The organism is Thermoanaerobacterium aotearoense (genome assembly GCF_009905255.1).
Taxonomy (GTDB): Bacteria; Bacillota; Thermoanaerobacteria; order Thermoanaerobacterales; family Thermoanaerobacteraceae; genus Thermoanaerobacterium; species Thermoanaerobacterium aotearoense.
The window spans coordinates 1774323-1790208 of the sequence record NZ_CP047602.1 but is presented as its reverse complement, the minus strand read 5'-3'; the positions used below and the strand labels follow the sequence as shown (position 1 = coordinate 1790208).

Annotated in this window: 9 protein-coding genes; 6 read left to right on the top strand and 3 right to left on the bottom strand. The window is 34.4% G+C overall.

Features of this window, described 5'->3' with window-relative positions; genetic code table 11:
* Nucleotides 1–5: 5 nt before the first annotated feature.
* Complete coding sequence (locus tag GSH73_RS09035) at nucleotides 6–1508, top strand: GH39 family glycosyl hydrolase (RefSeq protein WP_014758330.1); 1503 nt, start codon at nucleotides 6–8, stop codon at nucleotides 1506–1508.
* Between the two features lie 21 nt (nucleotides 1509–1529).
* Nucleotides 1530–2492, top strand: a complete 963-nt coding sequence (locus GSH73_RS09030; protein WP_014758331.1) for an acetylxylan esterase — start codon at nucleotides 1530–1532, stop codon at nucleotides 2490–2492.
* Between the two features lie 21 nt (nucleotides 2493–2513).
* Here GSH73_RS09030 and GSH73_RS09025 read toward each other — a convergent pair whose 3' ends face one another.
* Together GSH73_RS09025 and GSH73_RS09020 are read right to left on the bottom strand one after the other, a co-directional pair.
* Nucleotides 2514–4121 carry a response regulator gene (locus tag GSH73_RS09025; protein WP_014758332.1) on the bottom strand — a complete coding sequence of 536 codons (1608 nt, stop codon included), beginning with the start codon at nucleotides 4119–4121 and terminating at the stop codon, nucleotides 2514–2516.
* A gap of 1 nt (nucleotide 4122) precedes the next feature.
* Nucleotides 4123–5871 (bottom strand): sensor histidine kinase, encoded by a 1749-nt coding sequence (locus GSH73_RS09020; RefSeq protein WP_014758333.1) that lies wholly within the window; start codon nucleotides 5869–5871, stop codon nucleotides 4123–4125.
* 541 nt (nucleotides 5872–6412) lie between these two features.
* On the opposite strand from GSH73_RS09020, the gene GSH73_RS09015 reads away from it, so the two are divergent.
* The 4 genes from GSH73_RS09015 to GSH73_RS09000 all read left to right on the top strand — a co-directional run bounded on the left by GSH73_RS09015 (nucleotide 6413) and on the right by GSH73_RS09000 (nucleotide 14523).
* A complete protein-coding gene (locus GSH73_RS09015; protein WP_014758334.1) occupies nucleotides 6413–8092 on the top strand; it encodes an ABC transporter substrate-binding protein in 1680 nt (559 codons plus the stop codon).
* A gap of 85 nt (nucleotides 8093–8177) precedes the next feature.
* Nucleotides 8178–9155, top strand: coding sequence for an ABC transporter permease (locus GSH73_RS09010; RefSeq protein ID WP_014758335.1), 978 nt, complete (start codon nucleotides 8178–8180; stop codon nucleotides 9153–9155).
* A 31-nt stretch (nucleotides 9156–9186) separates the two neighbouring features.
* Nucleotides 9187–10092: a carbohydrate ABC transporter permease gene (locus GSH73_RS09005; RefSeq protein WP_014758336.1), complete on the top strand. Its 906-nt coding sequence runs from the start codon at nucleotides 9187–9189 to the stop codon at nucleotides 10090–10092.
* A 132-nt stretch (nucleotides 10093–10224) separates the two neighbouring features.
* Entirely contained in the window at nucleotides 10225–14523 is a 4299-nt protein-coding gene (locus tag GSH73_RS09000; RefSeq protein ID WP_014758337.1) for an endo-1,4-beta-xylanase, read from the top strand.
* Nucleotides 14524–14576: 53 nt separating this feature from the next.
* On the opposite strand, the gene GSH73_RS08995 is transcribed toward GSH73_RS09000, so the two are convergent.
* Nucleotides 14577–15818 carry an endo-1,4-beta-xylanase gene (locus GSH73_RS08995; RefSeq protein WP_014758338.1) on the bottom strand — a complete coding sequence of 414 codons (1242 nt, stop codon included), beginning with the start codon at nucleotides 15816–15818 and terminating at the stop codon, nucleotides 14577–14579.
* Nucleotides 15819–15886: the final 68 nt, after the last annotated feature.

Below are 15886 nucleotides of genomic sequence, written 5' to 3'. Positions count from 1 at the left end.
TTAACATGATTAAAGTGATAGTGCCAGATTTTTCCGATAAGAAGTTTTCTGATAGGTGGAGATATTGTGTTGGAACAGGCAGACTTGGCCTTGCGCTACAAAAGGAATACATCGATACATTAAAATATGTGAAAGAAAACATAGACTTTAAGTATATAAGAGGACATGGCCTTTTGTGTGACGATGTAGGAATATACAGAGAAGATGTGGTAGGCGATGAAATAAAGCCTTTTTACAATTTTACCTATATAGATAGGATTTTTGACTCATTTTTAGAAATCGGAATAAGGCCATTTGTGGAAATCGGATTTATGCCTAAAAGATTAGCATCTGGTACACAGGCGGTATTTTATTGGGAGGGGAATGTCACTCCTCCCAAGGATTATAAAAAGTGGGAGAACCTCATAAAAGCTGTCGTTTCGCATTTCATATCAAGGTACGGAATAGATGAAGTGGCAAAATGGCCATTTGAAATTTGGAATGAGCCGAACTTAAAAGAGTTTTGGAAAGATGCTGACGAGAAGGAGTATTTTAAGCTGTACAAGATAACTGCAAAGGCTATAAAGGAAGTAAATGAGAATATAAAAGTAGGAGGACCTGCTATATGTGGTGGTGCTGACTATTGGATAGAAGATTTTTTGAATTTCTGCTATGAGGAAAATGTTCCTGTAGATTTTGTGTCGCGACATGCGTATACGTCTAAGCAAGGCGAATATACGCCGCACTTAATATACCAAGAGATCATGCCGTCGGAATACATGCTAAACGAATTTAAAACGGTGAGAGATATCATTAAAAACTCGCATTTTCCAAACCTTCCGTTTCACATAACTGAATACAATACATCTTACAGTCCTCAAAATCCTGTACATGATACGCCATTTAATGCTGCCTATATTGCCAGGATTTTAAGCGAAGGCGGAGATTATGTTGATTCATTTTCTTACTGGACGTTTAGCGACGTTTTCGAAGAAAGAGATGTGCCGCGATCGCAATTTCATGGAGGATTTGGACTTGTGGCTCTAAATATGGTACCAAAGCCTACCTTTTACACATTTAAATTTTTTAATGCTATGGGAGAGGAAATGCTTTATAGAGATGAGCATATGATTGTGACGAGAAGGGATGATGGCTCTGTTGCGCTCATAGCGTGGAATGAAGTCATGGATAAGACTGAAAATCCAGATAAAGAGTATGAAGTCCAGATACCAGTTGGATTCAAAGATGTGTTTATTAAAAGACAATTAATTGATGAAGAACATGGCAATCCATGGGGAACGTGGATACACATGGGTAGGCCGAGGTATCCCAGCAAAAAAGAGATAAATACGCTTAGAGAAATTGCAAAGCCGGAGATTATGACAAGCCATGCTGTTACCAATGATGGATACTTAAATCTAAAGTTTAAATTAGGCAAAAATGCGGTTGTGCTTTATGAATTGACAGAAAGGATTGACGAATCGAGCACATATATAGGACTTGATGATAGCAAGATAAACGGATATTGATATGCATTTGGAGGGATTGATATGGGACTTTTCGACATGCCATTACAAAAACTTAGAGAATACACTGGTACAAATCCATGCCCTGAAGATTTCGATGAGTATTGGAATAGGGCTTTAGATGAGATGAGGTCAGTTGATCCTAAAATTGAATTGAAAGAAAGTAGCTTTCAAGTATCCTTTGCAGAATGCTATGACTTGTACTTTACAGGTGTTCGTGGTGCCAGAATTCATGCAAAGTATATAAAACCTAAGACAGAAGGGAAACATCCAGCGTTGATAAGATTTCATGGATATTCGTCAAATTCAGGCGACTGGAACGACAAATTAAATTACGTGGCGGCAGGCTTCACCGTTGTGGCTATGGATGTAAGAGGTCAAGGAGGGCAGTCTCAAGATGTTGGCGGTGTAACTGGGAATACTTTAAATGGGCATATTATAAGAGGGCTAGACGATGATGCTGATAATATGCTTTTCAGGCATATTTTCTTAGACACTGCCCAATTGGCTGGAATAGTTATGAACATGCCAGAAGTTGATGAAGATAGAGTGGGAGTCATGGGACCTTCTCAAGGCGGAGGGCTGTCGTTGGCGTGTGCTGCATTGGAGCCAAGGGTACGCAAAGTAGTATCTGAATATCCTTTTTTATCTGACTACAAGAGAGTTTGGGACTTAGACCTTGCAAAAAACGCCTATCAAGAGATTACGGACTATTTCAGGCTTTTTGACCCAAGGCATGAAAGGGAGAATGAGGTATTTACAAAGCTTGGATATATAGACGTTAAAAACCTTGCGAAAAGGATAAAAGGCGATGTCTTAATGTGCGTTGGGCTTATGGACCAAGTATGTCCGCCATCAACTGTTTTTGCAGCCTACAACAACATACAGTCAAAAAAAGATATAAAAGTGTATCCTGATTATGGACATGAACCTATGAGAGGATTTGGAGATTTAGCGATGCAGTTTATGCTGGAGCTAAATTCATAAGGAGATGCTTTAAGCATCTCCTTAAACTGTATTTTTTATTAATTTTTTATATTCACTTACGTTTAAGCCTGTGTACTTTTTAAAACATGATGAAAAGTAATTTGGGTCTTGTATGCCTACGACATTAGCTATTTCAAATGATTTCATGTTCTTCTCTTTAATAAGGCTTATTGCTTTTTCCATTCGCTTATTTGTAAGGTATTCTATGAAGTTTATGCCCGTTTCCTTTTTAAACGTACGGCTTAAATAGCTGGGGTTTAAGTAAAAATGCTTTGCTACAAATGATAGTGACAAATTGCTGTCACCAAGATTTTCTTCTATAAATTTTTTAACATTATCAATTAAATTATTTATATTGCTAATCTGTTCTTTGTTGACAGCTTTTATTGTGTTTGTTACTATGGAGGATAAAAACTCTATCATTTCAGGCAACGTTTCTATATTAACTATCTTGTTATACGTGTTTATTTCAGATAAATATACATCGTCAAAATTTTCTTTTAATTCAAGAGAAACCGAGAAGCAAACGGAAATAATGTTTAATGCACTTACGTGTATCAACTTAAGTGCATTTTCACTTTTAACATCTATCAAAGAAAAAACTTCTTTTACAGTTTTTATCGCATCATCTTCTAATCCGGACTTTAAATAAAATTTTAATTCATTTAAGAGATGCATTGTGTCACTGTCTGATTTGCTTTCTCTAAACTGTACGTCCCTATAATGTATTATATTGTTGTTCCCGACTGCAATGTGATAGTTTAATGCGTCGACGGCCTCCATATAAGATGCTCGAACTTCGCTGATATTTTCTTTTATATTTCCGATGCCGATATTTAAAGTACAATAAAGCTCTTTATTTATTTTGTTTTTAAGGCGCATGCAAATTTTATATAAATCTATCTTTTCGTCATTGCTTAAGATGACGATTCTATTCATCTGGTCAGAGAACACAATGATATTTTTTAGCTTTTTAAAATAGCTTTTGACGTAGTTGTTGACTTTAAAATTTTGAATCAAGCGAGATTCTTCACCCATGTCCGTTGAATTAGCAATTTCTATCGCAGCAATTTGAAAATTTCCATTTTTAAAGTTAAGTTTGAAAAAATTAAGCTTTTCAGTTATAGAATTTTCAGACAAGTTGTTAGTAATCAACTCATTTAAAAAACGCTCTTTTAGATAAGGCAGATTCTCATATAGTTGCTTTTTTAGATCATCAAGCTCTTTCTTTTCTTTTTTCTTTCCTTCAATGTATGATTTCACTTTTTTTGCTGTTGTTAAGACTTCGTTTTCGTCAATAGGTTTAAGCAGAAAATCAAAGATTCCCAATTTTACAGATTTTTGGGCATAATTAAAGTCATTGTAGCCTGTAAGAACTATAATTATTAAGGATGGGTGTCTTTTTAAAATGAATTCGCTAAATTCGATGCCGTCTATTCCAGGCATTTTTATATCGGTAAATACAATATCTGGCTTTAATTCGTCGATTAATTTTATGCCTTCATTTGCGTTAGAGGCTTCTCCCACAATCTCCATTCCTAACGATTCCCAGTTTATGCATTGCTTCAAAAGACTTCTTTCTAAATATTCATCATCTATTATAAACACCTTAATGCTATTTTCCAACATTTTAGTCCTCCTCATTTATTGGAATAGTTATTACTATGGTTGTACCTTCGTCTGGTTTGCTGTGAATCTTCACAACATCGTTGTAATTATAGTAGATTTTCAATCTTTCAATCGTAGATCTAAGTCCAACTCCTTTTGATTGACCGGATTCTATTTCCCTTAGCTTTTCTTCACTCATGCCTTTTCCATTGTCAGAGACAATAAGGGTTATTTGATTTGAAGCGTAAAGAGATTTTATTGTTATTATGCCTTGGCCGTCTTTTCCTCTTACACCGTGATTCAATGCATTTTCTACTAAAGGCTGAAGTATCAGTTTTGGTATTTTATATGGCAGCGTCTTATCGTCAATTTCTTTTATGATGTCAAATTTGTCTCCAAAGCGGATCTTTTGAATCGTAAGATAATTGTCTATTATTTCTAATTCATCTTTTATAGTTATTTCCTCGTTGCCGTTCATCAAAAAAGATCTGTAAAACTTTCCTAAAGCTTTTACGATTTTACTGGCGTTTTTCGTGTCATTCATCAAAATCAACGCACTTATTGCATCAAAAGAATTAAACAGAAAATGAGGCTTTATCTGTGATTGCATTACTTCCAGCTCTAATTTCCTTTTCATCTTTTGCTCATTTATTATATCACCGATGAGCTTCTTTATCTCATCGATCATCTTGTTGTACACGTCTTTTAACATGCCTATCTCGTCGTTTCCTGTGACGATATCTACTTTTTCAAATTTACCATCTTTTATACCTTTCATAGAGTTTACTAATTTTACTATAGGTTGCGATATAAAAAGCGATATAAAGAGAAGACCCAGTAAAAGCAACACTATGTTTATGATTATGACAAAAAGAAGTATTATGTTGTAGATCCAAAATTGGCTATTAAGCTCATTAAACGGCGTTATGCTGATGATATTCCAGCCGAAGTCATTTTTCAAGTCTGATATTATATAGACTTTACCATCTATCTTTTTAACTGTTGAACCATTTGGATTGATGAATGTATATATTTCGCTGTTTAAATTTTTGCTGATGTTTGTCGGTTTAATTATTGTATTGCCTTTCTCGTCTCTTATGATTATGCCGGATGTATAGGTATTTATTGAACTATTTATATACTTGTACAAATAGGACTCAGAAATATTTATTATCATGATTCCGGCAGGCTTCTGGCTATTTATATCGTTTATGACCCTTATAAATGATACATATCCTTTATTTCCACTGCTTTGATCTATGAGATCTCCATCATTTGCTTCCAGTATATATTTTCCATTTAAACTCACAAGCCTATCATACCATTTAGCTGTCTTTATTGTGGACAAGCTTATGCTTTTAAAAGAAACATTATCAACAAAGTATTCGTTTCCTCGGTTGTCAAAAATATATATGGAAGAAATAAAGTCGTTAAAGTTTAAAAAATCTGACAAATATTTGCTCATTGGCTGTATATAGCTTGCATAGTTGCCTGCATTTCCGTTTGCTAATGCTGATTGCAGAATCTGGCTTGATATTAATATTTTAGATTGATTGTCTACAGTGTTTATTAACGACTCTATGCTTGAATTAATATTAGACACAATTTCGTTTGAAACCTGCATCACCTTGTTGCTGGTGATATTGCTGTTTATTTCTTGGTACGCAATAGAAAGGAAAGAAATTGAAATAATAAGCACAAACAAGTAATACAGCACTATCTTAGAGGATATACTTAGATCTCCAAACTTTTTAATTACCTTGTCAAACATCTTATTTACTCCTTTGGAGCTGATTTTTTTAAACGCATCTACGAGTAAAGCTGTGTAATATCGATTTTGTGACATTTAAACGAAATACTTTAATTATATTTTATCACATCTTGAGAAAAAAAGTAACCAGTTTATTTGTTGATTAGACAAAGTAAAAAAATTAAAGAATCAGGTAAAAAAATTCTATTTTCTTAAAAAAATTTTGATATATAATTCTCTTATAAATAAAAGTTAGAAATAAAAACAAGTATTAACAATAACTTAATTTTATTCCTTTATATTCTTTTGTTTTATTTAATTTCTTTTAAATTTCTTTTATTCAGCAGAGAAATCATTAAATAATGCTTTAGTAAACGTTAAGTGCAAAATGATGGTATATATGGGTAGATATGTTGCGAATATTTAAACACTTGTTTGATTATTTAAAAATAATTCTCTACTCATATATAAAAATATATTTGAACTATACGGAGGTGGTGATATTATAAAAAATATTTCTGATATTTTCTGAATTTTTTAATATCTTGTGGGAGGGGAAAAGATGAAAGGGAAAAAAGTATTTATTCTAATTCTGTCAATTGTAATGGTTATCTCAGTGCTTTTGACAGGCTGTAGCAACACGAAAACAACCAGCAATAATACAAGTAAAAACACATCTAACAATAATACTAAACAAATGAAGACATTCACACTTTTCTATGATACATCAACAGCTACGCCATATGACTATACAAAAACACCTGTCTGGAAAAAACTTTCTGAATTGACAGGTGTGAATTTACAAGTAAGTTATCTTGTTGGAACAGATGAAACATCAAAAGCGACACTTATGATAAGTGGTGGCGATTTGCCTGATTTAATTGTGGCAAGTAATAACACATTTGAACTTTTTAGAGAGGCTAATGATCTGGTACCTCTTGATGACTTGATTGACAAATACGGTACAAACATAAAAAGATGGTATTCTCAAGAAGATTTAAACAAGATGAAAGACCCGAAAGATGGTCATATCTATTATTTGACACCAGCAAGAAAAACATTATACTTATACCCATATTCTGGTTTCTATCTACCGTTAGAGGTTTTAAGAGAAGCTGGATGGCCTAAGAAATTAACACTTGATCAATATTTTAACATAATTGAAGATTATGTAAAAAAACATCCGACATATAATGGACAGCCAGTAATAGGATTTACTGCTCTCACTGATAGTTGGAAGATATTCACTTTAACTGGTGCTCCAAGTTACTTAGCTGGAAATGCTAATACAGGCGATGTATGGGTTGATGACAATAATAAAGCACATCCATTTGCAATAAGCCAATGGGCACATGATTACTATAAGAAGTTGAACGAAGAATGGAACAAAGGCATACTCGACAAGCAGATGTTTACCAGAAATTATGATTCATATCTATCTTTGATTTCATCAGGAAGGGTTTTAGGATTTTACGATCAACGTTGGGACATACAGAATGCAATTAATTCACTCGAGCAACAGAAACTTTATGACAGAGTACCTTTTGCTTTACCTGTAACCTTCGATGGTGTTACAAAAGAAGACTATAATAGTATGAATATGACAGGCAATAGTGCAGGTATTGTTATAACAAAGAGCTGCAAAGATCCAGTCGCTGCGTTTAAATTTTTAGATGCCATGTGCAGTGATGAAGCTTTGAAGCTTGAAAACTGGGGAATTGAAGGTAAAGATTATTCAGTAAAAGATGGAAAGATGTACATGACACCAGAACAATTGACTCAATATAAAGATAGCAATTATACTAAACAAGAAGGAATCGGACAGTATTGGTATTTCCCACATCCAAATGACGGTGTAAAACTTGCAGATGGCAATTTTGCATCACCTCAAGACACTCCAGAATATATAGCAAGTTCATACAAGCCATACGAACAAGAAGTATTAAAAGCATATAATATAACTAATCTATCACAAATGATGGCACCACCAATTGAGACACCTTACGGTTTTGTATACGATATAAGCATACCAGATAGTGAACAGCAGATTAAGGTTGCAAATCAAAAGGCATCTGATCTTACAAGAAAGTATGTAGCACAAATGATACCTGCAAAACCGGATCAATTTGAAAGCATATGGAAAGAATACGTTTCTGAAATGCAGAAAGCACATTACGACCTTGAAGTGCCATATATCCAACAGCAAATTGATTGGAGAATACAGCATTGGGGTACAAAATAATGAATTAATATAATTAAAAACTTTCTGTAATGAAGTACGAGTTCCGTACTTCATTACGCTTAAAATATTATTTGGAGGATTGAACATGGCTGTTACAGATGCTAGAGTAGAAGTTTTATCAGAAGGGAAAATGATAAATGATAAAAGAGATAAAAGAAAGAAATTTTTAAAAAAATTAGTTCAACAAAAAGAACTGGTATTGATTGTATTGCCGTTTCTTGTATTGCTTATTATATTTAGCTATCTTCCGTTGTGGGGATGGATAATAGCATTTAAAAATTTTAATCCGGCTATTGGAATAAACAAATCGCCTTGGGTTGGACTTGAAAACTTCAAAATGCTGTTTGAAGATCCAACTTTTTATCAGTCAATACGAAATACGTTAGGAATAAGTATTTTAAAATATTTTATTGGATTTTTTTCTTCAATAACATTGGCGGTTTTGATAAATGAAGTTAGAAATATGAAGTTTAAAAAGACAGTACAGACTATTTCATATTTGCCACATTTCGTTTCATGGGTTGTTGCAGCAAGCATTGTCCTCGATGTCTTGTCGCCGGATGGAGTTATAAATCAACTGCTTTTAAAATTTCACATTATAAAGCAGTCCATAAACTTTATAGGAGTTCCACATCTTTTCTGGCCTTTAATGGCGCTTTCGGACATGTGGAAAGAAGTTGGATGGAATTCAATTATTTATCTGGCGGCAATGACTGCTATAGACAGTGAGTTATATGAAGCGGCAAGTATTGATGGAGCAGGTAGGATAAGAAGAATTTTCTCCATAACATTACCATCAATAGTGCCAACCATAAAAATCCTTTTAATATTAAATGCAGGATGGATATTAAATGCTGGATTTGAACAAGTATTTCTATTGTCAAATCCCATGGTCATAGACTATTCACAGACATTGGAATTGTATGTATACAATTATGGTATACCAATGGGCAGATTTTCATTTGCGACAGCAGCCGGTATATTTAACTCAGTTGTTTCTTTAGCAATGGTTACATTAGCAAATAGAATATCGAAAGCACTTAGTGGTGAAAGTGCATTTTAATCTAATTTACAAGATTTCAGGGGGTTATAAAGTGGCTAAAAATAATAGAATAAGGTTGAGCACAGAAGATATTGTATTTGACACGATTAATTACATTCTTCTCACGATTGTAATAATAGTCACCCTGTATCCGTTTGTACATGTGTTGGCAGTTTCATTTAACGATGCTATAGATACTGTGAGGGGTGGAATTTATCTATTTCCAAGAAAATTTACGACTTTTAATTACGTTTCAATTTTAAGCGATCCTGAGATTTACAATGCTACAATCATTTCAGCATTAAGAGCTGTTATAGGTTCTGTTTTAAATGTGATTGCCAGCATAATAGTTGCATATGCCATAAGCAGAAGGGATTTTGTTTTAAGAGGTATAGTTTCAAAAGTATTTACTTACTCAATGTATTTTACAAGTGGCTTAATTCCATATTACTTGCTGATTAGAGATTTACATCTTATGAACAATTTCTTGGTTTACATCTTGCCAGGGATAGTAAGCGCATGGAATATAATGGTTGTTAGGAGTTATATTGATGGCTTGCCAGCCAGTCTTGTGGAATCGGCAAAAATAGATGGCGCTAGTGAGCTGAGGATAATATTTTCTATCATATTTCCACTTAGTGTTCCAGTATTAGCGACAATAACGCTTTTTGTTGCAGTTGGACAATGGAATTCGTGGTTTGATACAATGCTTTTTTGTTCCATGAATCCAAATTTAAGCACATTACAGTATGAATTGCAAAAAGTATTGCAGTCGACTCAACAGTTTACACAACAAGCGTCTTTTGATATGGGGTTAAGAAATAATTCTAATTCAGTTACCCCGGAAAGCATAAGAGCTGCTATGACGGTAGTGGCAGTGGTTCCTATTATGATGGTTTATCCATTCTTGCAGAAGTATTTTGTAAAGGGTTTAACCATTGGCAGTGTTAAGGGTTAGTACATCTTTGGTTTTTTATAAATGCTGAAAGGGGGGAAATTTAAAAATACTTATTAGACAAAATTTTTTAATTGCGAGGTGATAGTAAATAAATTTTTCAATAAATTAAATTTACTGAGGGAGGAAGTAAGAATGAAGAGTATTGTAAACAGAGTTGTATCTATCGTTACAGCTTTAATAATGATTTTTGGGACATCACTGTTTTCACAACACATAAGGGCATTTGCTGATGACACTAATACAAATCTGGTTTCTAATGGGGACTTTGAGACAGGCACAATTGATGGCTGGATTAAGCAAGGTAATCCTACATTAGAAGTAACTACTGAACAAGCAATTGGGCAATACAGTATGAAAGTTACGGGTAGAACACAGACATATGAAGGACCTGCATATAGCTTTTTAGGAAAAATGCAGAAAGGTGAATCATATAATGTATCGCTTAAAGTTAGACTTGTTTCTGAACAAAATTCATCTAATCCTTTTATTACCGTGACTATGTTTAGAGAAGATGACAATGGCAAGCATTATGATACAATAGTTTGGCAAAAACAAGTTTCTGAAGATTCATGGACTACTGTAAGCGGGACTTATACATTAGATTATACTGGAACATTAAAAACATTATACATGTATGTAGAATCACCCGATCCAACGCTGGAATACTATATTGATGATGTTGTAGTGACACCACAAAATCCAATACAAGTAGGAAATGTGATTACCAATGGAACTTTTGAAAATGGAAATACTTCAGGATGGGTTGGAACAGGCTCATCTGTTGTTAAGGCAGTGTATGGAGTGGCTCATAGCGGAGGTTATAGTTTATTGACGACAGGGAGAACAGCTAATTGGAATGGTCCTAGCTATGATTTGACTGGCAAAATAGTACCAGGTCAACAATACAATGTTGATTTTTGGGTGAAATTTGTTAATGGCAATGATACAGAACAAATAAAGGCTACTGTTAAAGCGACTTCTGACAAAGACAATTATATACAAGTTAATGATTTTGCAAATGTAAATAAAGGCGAATGGACAGAAATAAAAGGCAGTTTTACTTTACCTGTGGCAGATTACAGCGGTGTCAGCATCTATGTAGAATCTCAAAATCCTACTTTAGAGTTTTACATTGATGATTTTTCTGTAATAGGTGAAATTTCAAATAATCAGATTACAATACAAAATGATATTCCGGATTTATATTCAGTATTCAAAGATTATTTCCCCATCGGTGTTGCAGTTGATCCGAGTAGATTAAATGATGCTGATCCACATGCTCAATTGACTGCTAAACATTTTAATATGCTTGTTGCAGAAAATGCCATGAAACCGGAAAGCTTGCAGCCTACAGAGGGAAACTTTACCTTTGATAATGCTGATAAGATTGTTGATTATGCAATAGCACATAATATGAAGATGAGAGGTCATACATTGCTTTGGCATAATCAGGTTCCGGATTGGTTTTTCCAGGACCCATCTGATCCGTCTAAACCAGCTTCAAGGGATCTGCTGCTTCAAAGATTAAGAACGCACATAACAACTGTGTTAGATCATTTTAAAACAAAATACGGTTCTCAAAATCCAATAATCGGATGGGATGTTGTAAATGAGGTTCTTGATGATAATGGCAATTTAAGAAATTCTAAGTGGTTACAAATTATAGGACCTGATTATATAGAAAAAGCCTTTGAATATGCGCATGAGGCAGATCCATCTATGAAATTGTTTATTAATGATTACAACATCGAAAATAATGGCGTTAAAACACAGGCAATGTATGATTTAGTGAAAAAGTTAAAAAATGAAGGTGTGCCTATAAACGGAATAGGCATGCAAATGCACATAAGCATAAATTCAAATATAGACAATATAAAAGCTTCTATAGAAAAACTTGCATCATTAGGTGTGGAAATACAGGTAACTGAATTAGATATGAACATGAATGGTGATGTATCTAACGACGCATTGCTTAAGCAAGCGAGATTGTATAAACAATTATTTGACTTGTTTAAAGCAGAAAAACAATATATAACTGCTGTAGTTTTTTGGGGAGTTTCAGATGATGTAAGTTGGCTTAGTAAGCCAAATGCTCCGCTACTTTTTGATTCAAAGTTACAGGCAAAGCCAGCATACTGGGCAATTGTAGATCCAGGCAAAGCCATACCTGACATTCAATCTGCAAAAGCTTTAGAAGGATCACCGACGATTGGTGCAAATGTTGATAGTTCTTGGAAACTTGTAAAACCATTGTATGCTAATACTTATGTGAAAGGAACTATTGGAGCAACTGCTGCTGTTAAATCTATGTGGGATACTAAAAACTTATATTTGTTAGTACAAATTTCAGACAATACTCCATCTAATAATGATGGCATCGAGATTTTTGTGGATAAGAATGACAACAAATCTACTACCTATGAAAGTGACGATGAACATTATATAGTTAAGAGGGATGGTACAGGGAGTTCAAATATTACAAAGTATGTAATGTCTAATGCTGATGGCTATGTAGCACAGATAGCTATTCCAATTGAAGACATTAGTCCTGTGCTGAATGATAAAATTGGATTTGATATCAGAATAAATGATGACCAAGGCAGTGGCAATGTAAATGCGATAACAGTTTGGAATGATTATACAAACAGTCAAGATACTAATACGGCATATTTTGGAGATTTAGTATTATCAAAACCTGCACAGATTGCAACAGCTATATATGGCACTCCTGTTATTGACGGTAAAGTAGATGGCGTTTGGAATAATGCTGAAGCTATTTCGACAAATACATGGGTCTTGGGTTCAAATGGTGCTACTGCAACAGCAAAAATGATGTGGGACGATAAATATCTTTATATATTGGCAGATGTAACAGATAACAATTTAAATAAATCCAGTGTAAATCCTTATGAACAGGATTCTGTGGAAGTTTTTGTAGATCAGAATAATGATAAGACAACTTATTATGAAAATGATGATGGGCAGTTTAGAGTTAACTATGATAATGAACAAAGTTTTGGAGGAAGCACTAATTCAAATGGATTTAAGTCGGCAACAAGTCTTACACAAAATGGATATATTGTAGAAGAAGCTATTCCTTGGACGAGTATTACTCCGTTAAATGGTACTATCATAGGGTTTGACTTGCAAGTTAACGATGCAGATGAAAATGGTAAGAGGACAGGTATTGTCACATGGTGTGATCCAAGCGGAAATTCATGGCAAGATACTTCTGGATTTGGAAACTTGATGCTTACAGGTAAGCCATCTTGGGGCAGTACAAGTAATTCGGGAACTACAAGCAGTAGCAGTAATACAAGCAGTACAATAGGTGTAATCACAAAGAACGGCAACGTTATTACATTGATACTTGATGCAGGAAAAGCTAAAGACCTTATAGTAAATTCAAAGGACAAGAAAGTCGTATTTGACATAACAACAATAGGTGAAGGACAACAGAAAGTTGTGCAGATTTCTAAGGACATTTTAGACACAAGTGCTGCCAACGGCAAAGACATCGTCATAAAATCAGACAATGCATCGATAGCACTCACGAAAGATGCACTTAATCAAAACCAGATACAAAACGGTGTCAATGTATCAATAAAAGACAATGGAAAGCCTAATGTGACAAATTATGTGACGCTTTCTAATGTAGTAGATATAACAATAAGCGGTAGCAGTGGGAATGTAGCATTGGCAAAACCAGTAGAGGTGACATTAAATATATCAAAAGCTAACGATCCAAGAAAAGTAGCAGTTTACTACTACAACCCAACAACAAATCAATGGGAGTACGTAGGGGGTAAAGTAGACGCATCATCTGGAACAATAACATTCAATGCAACGCACTTTTCACAATATGCAGCATTTGAGTATGACAAGACATTTAATGACATAAAAGACAATTGGGCGAAAGACGTAATAGAAGTATTAGCATCAAGGCATATAGTAGAAGGAATGACAGATACACAGTATGAACCAAACAAGACAGTGACGAGAGCAGAATTTACAGCAATGATACTGAGGCTTCTAAACATAAAAGAAGAAGCATACAGTGGAGAATTTAGCGATGTAAAAAGTGGAGACTGGTATGCAAACGCGATAGAAGCAGCATACAAAGCAGGGATAATCGAAGGTGACGGAAAGAACGCAAGGCCAAATGACAGCATAACAAGAGAAGAGATGACAGCAATAGCCATGAGGGCATACGAGATGCTGACACAGTACAAAGAAGAGAATATAGGTGCGACAACATTTAGCGACGACAAATCCATAAGCGATTGGGCAAGAAATGTAGTGGCAAATGCAGCGAAATTAGGAATAGTAAATGGTGAGCCAAATAACGTATTTGCACCTAAAGGAAATGCCACAAGAGCAGAAGCAGCAGCTATCATATACGGCTTATTAGAAAAAACAAATAATCTTTAAGTAAAAAGGCAGAGAGGAATAATCTTCCCTCTGCCTTTTTACTTTGTGATAATTTAGACTGTTATTTCTATTGATATGTCGTTTTTATCTAAATTGAAATGAAATTTTCTATCATTAATGATTAATTCATATTCTCCTAAAAAGCCTGTAAATTCGAATTCACCTGTATTGCTTGTGACAAGACGTGTTTGATGTGTCCACCATTCGTCTTTAATAAGCTTTTTTAATTCGTAATATGATGGCTTGCATGAATTGTCCTCTCTAAGAAGGCCTGCAGGCGCACCAAGCCATGCATTTTCATCGCAGAAATTCCACCATGTGATTGATTCTACCATTGGATGTGAAAAGAGAGTCTTATAATGTTTTACGACTTCCGTTGCTTGTCGTTCTTCCCCATCAGGTGTTGAAGGCCAATCACTTATCTGGTAGTCATTTAGGTCTTCTATTTCAGGTGGCATCAAATGCCCTGATAATAATGTGTTTTCTGTAAAATGCAATGGAATATTGAAATGCGAAAATCTTTCGAGTACTTCTAAAGTTTTTTCAACTCCCCAATATCCTTGATGCATGTGTGATTGGATCCCTATGGCATCAATAGGGATTCCAGCTTCAAGGCATCCTTCTATGAGTATTTCATATGAAATTGATGTATTAAAGTCATTTATAAGGAGAACTGCTTCAGGATTAGCTTTTTTAGCTTCATTAAAAACTTCTTTTACGAGGCGAATACGTCCTAATTCTTTGCATATCCTGGTTATTCCATTGTCGTACTTATTAAAAATAGGCATTATGACAACTTCATTTATTACATCCCATATATTCACTAATCCTTTAAAATCACTTGCTTCACGTTTTATGCGGGATAGCTGAGCCTTTAATATGTCTTCATTGCTCATATCTAAGAGCCAAGGTGCTGTTACAGTATGCCAGCAAAGTGGATGGCCTTTTACAAGGCAACCTTTTGATACAAGCCATTCTGAAGCCTTTTTGAGTCTATTTGTGTCTGGCTTTCCTTTTTCAGGCTCGAACCTGCCCCAATAAAATGGAATCGTAGCATAGTTAAATAAGTCAAAAAATTTCTCAAAACGGTCTTCAATTTTTTCTTTATCATTTTCTTTCAATTCACCATTGGCAAGAGGAAGAGAATCAAATGCTCCACAACCAAATAAAAATTTATGCTTCACCTGAGATACAGCGACTTCTGCATCTTTTATAGGTGAACCATCTTTCTTAACTAACTTTATTTTGGCGATTCCTTTGCGGTGTTTTAATTTATCTGCAGCATCCGCATTCATTATAATCCCTCCAACATATGTAATTGTTTATAAATAAAATTTACTCTCACACTTTGAATAAGTCAATA

Coding starts and splice junctions, on each gene's coding strand:
- GSH73_RS09030 (WP_014758331.1), top strand. CDS start 1,530: ATGGGACTTTTCGACATGCCATTACAAAAACTTAGAGAATACACTGGT.
- GSH73_RS09035 (WP_014758330.1), top strand. CDS start 6: ATGATTAAAGTGATAGTGCCAGATTTTTCCGATAAGAAGTTTTCTGAT.
- GSH73_RS09010 (WP_014758335.1), top strand. CDS start 8,178: ATGGCTGTTACAGATGCTAGAGTAGAAGTTTTATCAGAAGGGAAAATG.
- GSH73_RS09015 (WP_014758334.1), top strand. CDS start 6,413: ATGAAAGGGAAAAAAGTATTTATTCTAATTCTGTCAATTGTAATGGTT.
- GSH73_RS09020 (WP_014758333.1), bottom strand. CDS start 5,871: ATGTTTGACAAGGTAATTAAAAAGTTTGGAGATCTAAGTATATCCTCT.
- GSH73_RS09000 (WP_014758337.1), top strand. CDS start 10,225: ATGAAGAGTATTGTAAACAGAGTTGTATCTATCGTTACAGCTTTAATA.
- GSH73_RS08995 (WP_014758338.1), bottom strand. CDS start 15,818: ATGAATGCGGATGCTGCAGATAAATTAAAACACCGCAAAGGAATCGCC.
- GSH73_RS09025 (WP_014758332.1), bottom strand. CDS start 4,121: ATGTTGGAAAATAGCATTAAGGTGTTTATAATAGATGATGAATATTTA.